Origin of the sequence: Staphylococcus sp. HMSC063A07 (assembly GCF_001836955.1) — a bacterium.
GTDB classification, from domain to species: domain Bacteria; phylum Bacillota; class Bacilli; order Staphylococcales; family Staphylococcaceae; genus Staphylococcus; species Staphylococcus lugdunensis.
In genome coordinates, this window is sequence record NZ_KV830917.1 from 1,219 (window position 1) to 8,860 (window position 7,642).

Below are 7,642 nucleotides of genomic sequence, written 5' to 3' on the forward strand. Positions count from 1 at the left end.
AAGCGTATTTTCAATCCAGTCAACTACTGTAAATATTTAATTCATAGTTTAAAACATAATTATATCCCAGGCTCTATAACTATAAAAAAATAGCTATGAAAAAATCTATCGTCATAGATTTCTTCATAGCTAATCTTAGTATGTTTTTACTTGTTATAAGAATGTGATTAATGAATACCTTTCATGGCTTTCTTAATGATTGGTGTGAAGGCAAGAACAATAAGCGTTACGACAACAGCAATACTACCGAGAAGGATAAAGTATGTAGTTTGACCTAAGTCATCAATATACTTCACGACTGTACCGTTAATTGCTTGCGCTGATGCATTAGTAAGCAACCACACGCTCATCATTTGTGCATTGAATGATTTTGGTGCGAGTTTAACAGCAGCACTGTTACCAGTAGGTGATAAACAAAGTTCCCCAACTACACAAATGACATAAGATAAAATAACCCAGTTGACACTAAATGTTGTTGATCCATAAGAAACGCCAATTAAGCCCATAATTAAATATGATAGTCCAGCTAAAAATGTACCAAGAGCGAATTTAACTGGCAATGAAGGTTGCTTTTTACCCATTTTCATCCACATTAATGAAATAAGTGGTGCAAATAATAGGATAAACAAAGGGTTAATAGATTGGAACCAAGCTTCTCCAAAACGAGTTGTCCAACCGAATATATTTAAATGCATATCTGATTTTTCTAGTCCGTAAATATTCAAGACATTAGAACCCTGTTCTTGAATAGACCAGAAAATCATACCTAGAATAAATAAAGGAATAAAGGCTTTCACACGTGAACGTTCAGTATCATCGACATCTTTACTGTATATCATAGTTGCAAAATAGATAATTGGTAAAACAATACCAAGTACGAGTACGGTATTACTTACTAAGTTAAATGACAATGTATTTGTCAAGTAAGTGACAATTAATACAGCTGTAATCACAGCAACTATAGCAACGATAATAAATGTGTATTTTTTCTTTTCTTCAGCAGTAAGCGGGTTAGTCGGTTGCATGCCGACTTGGCCTAATGTTTTACGGTTAAATAAAATATACCAAACTAATCCCAAAGCCATACCAATAGCTGCAATTAAGAAACCACCGTGGAAGTTATTCACATCTAAGAAATTTTGTAAAATAATAGGTGAGATGAGTGCGCCTAAGTTAACTGACATGTAGAAAATAACAAACCCAGCGTCAATTCGAACATCATTTTCTGGGTATAGACGACCAACAATATTTGAAATATTTGGTTTCATTAAGCCAGAACCAACAATAATAAAGAACATTGATGCAAATAATCCAAACATTTGGAAAGGTAAACTCAAACATACGTGACCTATAATAATTAAGACGGCGCCAATCAATGTCGCACCACGTGTTCCAGTGATACGGTCAGCAATCCAGGCACCTGGAATAGATGACATGTAAATTAATGCACCATATACGGACATAATAGACATGGCAGTTGCTTTATCAATACCTAATCCGCCTTGATTGATAGCATAGTACATATAAAAAATAAGCATTGCACGCATGCCGTAGTAACTAAAACGTTCCCAAAACTCTACGAAGAACAATACGCCCAAGCCTTTAGGGTGTCCAAAGAAACCTTTGTGTGGAATTTTTTCAACTGCTAATTCATGGGAATTGTGTGATGCCATAACATCCCAACCTTTCTGTACTTTCAATTTGAAACTCAGTAAATAAATTTTACTATTCTGACAATTTATTAGCAACATTATTTTGAAATGCTTAAATATTAAGAATATTCAGTAAAATGGAATTCAATCAACATACGCAATACTTACTGAATTTCAATGATATTAATAAAATACGCTTTTATTAATAAATATGCAAGAACATTTTGTAAAATATTTTGTAAATAAAAAAAGATCACCACTAAGTTGTCACAATTAGTGGTGATGGATAACTTTAAATAATCAAACTAGCGGTTGTCAATTTTTTCTGGATACATATCATGATTCATCAGACGATGTTCGGCCATGCGTGCATATTTAGTATCTGGACGACCATAATTTGTATATGGATCTATAGATATACCACCTCTAGGTGTAAATTTACCCCATACTTCAATATAGTGAGGATCCATTAACTCAATAAGATCGTTCATAATAATATTCATACAATCTTCATGAAAATCGCCGTGATTTCTAAAGCTAAACAAATATAGTTTTAGTGACTTTGACTCAACCATTTTAACATTCGGGATATATGAGATATAGATTGTAGCAAAGTCGGGTTGACCTGTGATAGGGCAGAGTGACGTAAATTCTGGACAGTTAAATTTAACGAAATAGTCTCTTCCTTGATGTTTGTTAACAAATGTTTCTAATACATCTGGACGGTAATCAAATTGATAATTGTTATTTTGGTTACCTAATAATGTAATGTCTTTCATTTCCTCTTCTTGACGTCCTTGAGTCATATTACCGCTCCTTTAATGTGATTGTTGTGTATTTGATTCACGTCGTGCTTGGTCAAACATATAGTAACTTGCACTAATGATAATAATATAGCCGACTATAGCATACATATCTGGTGTTTCGCCAAATAAAATAAAACCAAATAGTGCAGTAAAAATGATAGAAGCATACGTGAATATTGAAATATCTTTCGCCGCAGCAAAACTATAAGCTAATGTGATACCTATTTGACCTACAGCTGCTGCAAGCCCTGCACCTAAAAGATATAGTATTTGGGTTGTTGTCATTGGCTCAAATGTTGCGATGGAAAACGGGATCAACACAATCACGGAAAATAATGAAAAGTAAAAAACAATCGTGTAAGGTTGTTCACGTCTGCTTAGTGCGCGCACACATGTATAAGCTGATGCAGCAAATATTCCTGAAAATAATCCTGCTAATGATGGAAGCATTGCAGAAGAAAATTCGGGCTTAACTATAAGCAACATACCCATAATGGCAATGATCATCGCAGATATTTGATATTTTCGCACTTTTTCATGTAAGAATAGTAAACTTAATAGGATAGTCCAAAATGGATTAAGTTTCATTAGTGTATCGGCATCACTTAACACCATATGATCTATGGCAAAGATGTTGAGTAATACGCCAATCAACCCAAGGGTAGACCGTCCAATCAATAATGGTTGATTACGAAGTTTACCGAACATAGGTTGTTTATATTTATAAATAAAAAATAAGGGTATAAACATAGCAACAAAATTTCGTGCTAACGACTTTTGAAAGACAGGTAAATCACCGGCAAGTCTAAAAAAAACTGACATAAAACTAAAGCCAATAGCAGAAATGAGGATAGCAATAATACCTTTCACTTTTGGATTCACTGTTAATCGCCCCAATAATAAATTTTAACTTATATATGATAGCATAAAAAAGCAATCTATGCATTGGAACTTGAAATATATAATGCAATCGTTTATAATTAAAAAACGAACATACGTTCTATTTGGAAACAAATTAAATATCCGGAATATTTGTATAGAATTTTAAATTAAGATTGTATGCCATATTTTTATGTTTGAATTAATAGCTTCAAAAATGACGCCAACCCGGACGATAAAGCTATTTAAGAAAAATTTTATAAATGCAAGCATTAATGCTCACAAAAATGTAAAATATTTTTTTGAGCTATTTTAAACTTACAGTGACGCACGTTTATTCGAAATTCCGAACTTTAAGTAGCAATCTCAAACTTTTAATAATTAAGGATATTATGTATAATGAAACACAGAATGTTGTGTTGGTTTTTGAAAACCAACACAATATATAGTGTTTACTTCTAAAATAGAATGCAATAAAAAAGTCAATATTTAAGCAAAATAACACTAAATAAGGCTAATTTCTCACCATATTCGTTATGCATTAGAGAAATTTTACTATTATACATATAGTTCGTTTTTGCTTTATACACAAGATGTAGTGTTTATATGAGGCATTGAACAACTATAAAATGGATGACTGACATAAATGATAGTCTAATGATGTTTCATCAGCACAGAAAAAATGAGCGATAGCGTTTAATTTGTTATGACGTATTTTAGAACATAACATGAATTTATACTAAACAACATAGTACGCAGTAACAAATGAACATGTTATAAACAACACGACACATATCCATGCAATACTAGTGCAATTCGGTTTCTAGCAAGAAATCTTTATTTTTTAATACAAGATTGATGAAAGAAGGCGATTAAATGAAAGTTATTTATTTTTCATTTTCAGGAAATGTTCAACGATTTATTAAAAGAACCGAATTATCAGATGTTATGGAAATAACAGAAGATAATTGTCAAGAAGAAGTAAATGAGCCTTATATTTTAGTAACAGGGACAATTGGCTTTGGTGAAGTGCCACAAGAAGTACAGCAATTTCTACAAGTCAATCATCAGCACTTGCAAGCAGTTGCTGCAAGCGGCAATCGCAACTGGGGACAAAACTTTGCGAAGGCTGGACAGACGATTTCTGAACAATATAACGTGCCATTACTAATGAAATTTGAGGTTCAAGGATCAAACAGTGACGTGAAAGAATTTAAGGACAAGGTGGGTCAATTTAATGAAAATTATGAACGAGAAAAAATACAATCATATTGAACTAAATAATGAAGTAACCAAACGTAAAGAGAGTGGTTTCTTTAATTTAGAGAAAGATCAAGAAGCATTAAAGGTTTATCTTGAAGAGATTCACGATAAAACAATTTACTTTGATGACGAAATTGAGCGCTTACATTATTTAGTAGACCATGATTTTTATTTTAATGTGTTCGATAAATATAGTGAGATAGACTTACGTGAGATAACTGATTTTGCCAAGTCAATTGAATTTAACTTTGCAAGTTATATGTCAGCAAGTAAGTTTTATAAAGATTACGCGTTAAAAACGAATGATAAATCACAATATTTGGAAGATTATAATCAGCACGTGACAATCGTAGCACTGTATTTAGCTAATGGTAATAAAGCACAAGCAAAACAATTTATCTCAGCCATGGTAGAACAACGTTATCAACCAGCGACGCCGACATTTTTAAACGCAGGTCGCGCTCGACGTGGTGAATTAGTCTCATGCTTTTTATTAGAAGTAGATGATAGTTTAAATTCTATTAACTTTATTGATTCAACAGCAAAACAATTAAGTAAAATCGGTGGCGGTGTAGCCATTAATTTATCTAAATTACGTGCTCGTGGTGAAGCAATTAAAGGAATTAAAGGTGTGGCTAAAGGGGTATTACCAGTCGCAAAATCACTAGAAGGTGGATTTAGTTATGCAGACCAACTAGGACAACGTCCAGGTGCAGGTGCTGTATATTTAAATATATTCCACTATGATGTTGAAGAATTTTTAGATACTAAAAAGGTTAATGCTGACGAGGATTTACGTCTATCAACGATTTCAACAGGCTTAATTGTGCCATCAAAATTCTTTGATTTAGCTAAAGAAGGAAAAGATTTTTATATGTTTGCGCCACACACAGTTAAACAAGAGTATGGTGTAACACTTGATGATATCGATTTAGAGCAGTATTACGATGATATGGTTGCCAATCCTAATATAATCAAGAAGAAAAAAGATGCACGTGAAATGTTGAATACAATTGCACAAACACAATTACAATCAGGTTATCCATATTTAATGTTTAAAGATAATGCGAACAAAGTACATGCTAATTCTAATATTGGTCAAATTAAAATGAGCAATCTGTGTACAGAAATTTTCCAATTACAAGAGACATCAATTATTAACGACTATGGTATTGATGATGAAATTAAACGTGATATCTCATGTAATTTAGGCTCTTTAAATATTGTTAATGTGATGGAGACAGGTAAGTTTAGAGATTCTGTATTTACAGGTATGGATGCGTTAACTGTTGTAAGTGATGAAGCGAATATTCAAAATGCACCAGGTGTGCGCAAAGCTAATAGTGAGTTACATTCAGTAGGTCTCGGTGTAATGAACCTACATGGTTATTTTGCAAAAAATAAAATTGGTTATGAGTCTGAAGAGGCAAAAGATTTTGCGAATGTCTTCTTTATGATGATGAACTATTATTCACTTGAGCGCTCAATGCAAATTGCTAAGGAACGTGGCCAAGTATATCAAGATTTTGAACAATCAGATTATGCAAATGGAAAATACTTTAGTTTTTACACGGCACAAGATATCACACCACGTTTCGCTAAAGTTCAACAGTTATTCGAAGGAATAGAAATTCCTACTGCTGAAGATTGGAAAGCTTTACAGCAACAAGTTGAAGCACATGGTTTATATCATGCTTATCGCTTAGCTATCGCACCGACACAAAGTATTTCATATGTACAGAATGCAACAAGCTCTGTTATGCCTATCGTTGATCAAATAGAACGCCGTACATATGGAAATGCTGAAACATTTTATCCTATGCCTTTCTTATCACCTGAAACAATGTGGTACTATAAATCAGCATTTAATACTGATCAAATGAAGTTAATCGATTTAATTGCAACAATTCAAACGCATATTGACCAAGGAATCTCAACAATTTTATATGTAAATTCAGAGATTTCTACACGTGAATTATCACGTCTATATGTGTATGCCCATTATAAAGGACTTAAATCGTTATATTACACACGTAACAAACTATTAAGTGTAGAAGAATGTACAAGCTGTGCAATTTAAACAATACACGTGACTCTGTTTAAAGAGAAAACCGGGGTCTTAGCAATGAGAAATGCAATCTGCATTTTAACGAGTAAAGCAAGCTGGACCCCATATAAAGTAATACAGTAAACAAGATAGGTTAGGTATGTCATCAATTCGCAAACGCTTTGCAGAAATACTTTTGCTTTTTGTGCACATATACGCCAATTGTTAATATGAATGACTTATAAACAAACGATAGGAGGAATTATCATTATATGAAGGCAGTCAATTGGAATACACAAGAAGATATGACAAATATGTTTTGGCGTCAAAACATCTCACAAATGTGGGTGGAAACAGAGTTTAAAGTGTCAAAAGATATCGCAAGTTGGAAGACGTTAACGGATGATGAGAGAAATACATTTAAGAGAGCACTAGCTGGATTGACTGGACTAGACACACATCAAGCAGATGATGGTATGCCATTGATTATGCTACATACAACTGATTTACGTAAAAAAGCAGTTTATTCATTTATGGCCATGATGGAACAAATTCATGCTAAAAGCTACTCTCATATTTTTACGACGCTTTTGCCATCTAGTGAAACAAACTATTTATTAGATACATGGGTAATTGAAGAACCACACCTAAAATATAAAGCAGATAAAATTATCGAAAACTATCATAAGCTTTGGGGTAAAGAAGCTTCAATTTATGATCAATATATTGCTCGGGTATCAAGCGTATTTTTAGAGACATTCTTATTTTATTCTGGTTTTTACTACCCACTTTATCTTGCTGGACAAGGTAAAATGACAACGTCGGGCGAAATTATCCGTAAAATTCTTCTAGATGAATCAATTCATGGTGTCTTTACTGGTATTGATGCACAAAGTTTACGCAATGAATTATCTGAAAATGAAAAACAACAAGCGGATAAAGAAATGTATGTACTGTTAGAAGATTTATATAGTAATGAAGTCTCTTATACACAT

General features: G+C 32.9%; 5 protein-coding genes and 1 pseudogene. 3 read left to right on the top strand and 3 right to left on the bottom strand.

All coding sequences use genetic code 11. From position 1 onward, the window contains the following. Positions 1–167: 167 nt before the first annotated feature. From HMPREF2597_RS05575 to HMPREF2597_RS05585, 3 genes are all read right to left on the bottom strand, one after another. Positions 168–1,673, bottom strand: a complete 1,506-nt coding sequence (locus HMPREF2597_RS05575; RefSeq protein ID WP_012990941.1) for a peptide MFS transporter — start codon at positions 1,671–1,673, stop codon at positions 168–170. A gap of 284 nt (positions 1,674–1,957) precedes the next feature. Beyond that, positions 1,958–2,458, bottom strand: coding sequence for a preQ(1) synthase (gene queF, locus HMPREF2597_RS05580; protein WP_002479355.1), 501 nt, complete (start codon positions 2,456–2,458; stop codon positions 1,958–1,960). A gap of 12 nt (positions 2,459–2,470) precedes the next feature. Beyond that, entirely contained in the window at positions 2,471–3,340 is an 870-nt protein-coding gene (locus HMPREF2597_RS05585) for a DMT family transporter (protein ID WP_002479354.1), read from the bottom strand. An 873-nt stretch (positions 3,341–4,213) separates the two neighbouring features. On the opposite strand from HMPREF2597_RS05585, the gene nrdI reads away from it, so the two are divergent. The 3 genes and pseudogenes from nrdI to HMPREF2597_RS05600 form a co-directional block, all read left to right on the top strand. Next, positions 4,214–4,612, top strand: a complete 399-nt coding sequence (nrdI, locus tag HMPREF2597_RS05590) for a class Ib ribonucleoside-diphosphate reductase assembly flavoprotein NrdI (protein WP_002459743.1) — start codon at positions 4,214–4,216, stop codon at positions 4,610–4,612. Continuing rightward, positions 4,575–6,680, top strand: coding sequence for a class 1b ribonucleoside-diphosphate reductase subunit alpha (nrdE, locus tag HMPREF2597_RS05595; protein ID WP_002459742.1), 2,106 nt, complete (start codon positions 4,575–4,577; stop codon positions 6,678–6,680). Before nrdI ends, nrdE begins: the two co-directional genes overlap by 38 nt. Before the next feature lie 239 nt (positions 6,681–6,919). Next, a pseudogene (locus HMPREF2597_RS05600) lies at positions 6,920–7,642 on the top strand (ribonucleotide-diphosphate reductase subunit beta); the annotation flags it as partial.

Coding starts and splice junctions, on each gene's coding strand:
- HMPREF2597_RS05575 (WP_012990941.1), bottom strand. CDS start 1,673: ATGGCATCACACAATTCCCATGAATTAGCAGTTGAAAAAATTCCACAC.
- queF (WP_002479355.1), bottom strand. CDS start 2,458: ATGACTCAAGGACGTCAAGAAGAGGAAATGAAAGACATTACATTATTA.
- nrdI (WP_002459743.1), top strand. CDS start 4,214: ATGAAAGTTATTTATTTTTCATTTTCAGGAAATGTTCAACGATTTATT.
- nrdE (WP_002459742.1), top strand. CDS start 4,575: ATGAAAATTATGAACGAGAAAAAATACAATCATATTGAACTAAATAAT.